This window comes from Bacillus songklensis (genome assembly GCF_042649685.1).
In the GTDB taxonomy this organism is placed as follows: Bacteria; Bacillota; Bacilli; order Bacillales; family Bacillaceae_H; genus Bacillus_BA; species Bacillus_BA songklensis.
Window position 1 is genome coordinate 1 of record NZ_JBHRZT010000023.1, and the last position, 1,295, is coordinate 1,295.

Sequence of the window (1,295 nt, forward strand, 5' to 3'; positions counted from 1 at the left end):
TTGAAAACTAGATAACAGTAATAGCTGAGGAAAAGTGAAAGCTTTTCTAAAAATAATCAATCGTCTAATTTTAGACATATGGTTAAGTTAGAAAGGGCGCACGGTGAATGCCTTGGCACTAGGAGCCGATGAAGGACGGGACTAACACCGATATGCTTCGGGGAGCTGTAAGTGAGCGTTGATCCGGAGATTTCCGAATGGGGAAACCCACTGTTCGTAATGGAACAGTATCTTTACCTAAATTCATAGGGTATTGATGGCAGACCCGGGGAACTGAAACATCTAAGTACCCGGAGGAAGAGAAAGCAAACGCGATTTCCTGAGTAGCGGCGAGCGAAACGGAATTAGCCCAAACCAAGAGGCTTGCCTCTTGGGGTTGTAGGACACTCTATACGGAGTTACAAAGGAACGGAGTAGATGAAGAGGTCTGGAAAGGCCCGTCAAAGAAGGTAACAACCCTGTAGTTGAAACTTCGTTCCCTCTTGAGTGGATCCTGAGTACGGCGGGACACGTGAAATCCCGTCGGAAGCTGGGAGGACCATCTCCCAAGGCTAAATACTCCCTAGTGACCGATAGTGAACCAGTACCGTGAGGGAAAGGTGAAAAGCACCCCGGAAGGGGAGTGAAAGAGAACCTGAAACCGTGTGCCTACAAGTAGTCAGAGCCCGTTAACGGGTGATGGCGTGCCTTTTGTAGAATGAACCGGCGAGTTACGATCCCATGCAAGGTTAAGTCGAAAAGACGGAGCCGCAGCGAAAGCGAGTCTGAACAGGGCGAATGAGTATGTGGTCGTAGACCCGAAACCAGGTGATCTACCCATGTCCAGGGTGAAGTCCAGGTAACACTGGATGGAGGCCCGAACCCACGCACGTTGAAAAGTGCGGGGATGAGGTGTGGGTAGCGGAGAAATTCCAATCGAACTTGGAGATAGCTGGTTCTCTCCGAAATAGCTTTAGGGCTAGCCTCAAGGTAAGAGTCTCGGAGGTAGAGCACTGATTGGACTAGGGGCCCCCAACGGGTTACCGAATTCAGTCAAACTCCGAATGCCGAAGACTTATCCTTGGGAGTCAGACTGCGAGTGATAAGATCCGTGGTCAAGAGGGAAACAGCCCAGACCACCAGCTAAGGTCCCAAAGTATACGTTAAGTGGAAAAGGATGTGGAGTTGCTTAGACAACCAGGATGTTGGCTTAGAAGCAGCCACCATTTAAAGAGTGCGTAATAGCTCACTGGTCGAGTGACTCTGCGCCGAAAATGTACCGGGGCTAAACGTATCACCGAAGCTGTGGATTGACA

Annotated in this window: 1 rRNA gene; it reads left to right on the forward strand. The window is 49.9% G+C overall.

Going from position 1 to position 1,295, the window contains the following annotated elements:
* Nucleotides 1-80 precede the first annotated feature (80 nt).
* Nucleotides 81-1,295: ribosomal RNA gene (locus ACFOU2_RS07080) — 23S ribosomal RNA — on the forward strand; the annotation flags it as partial.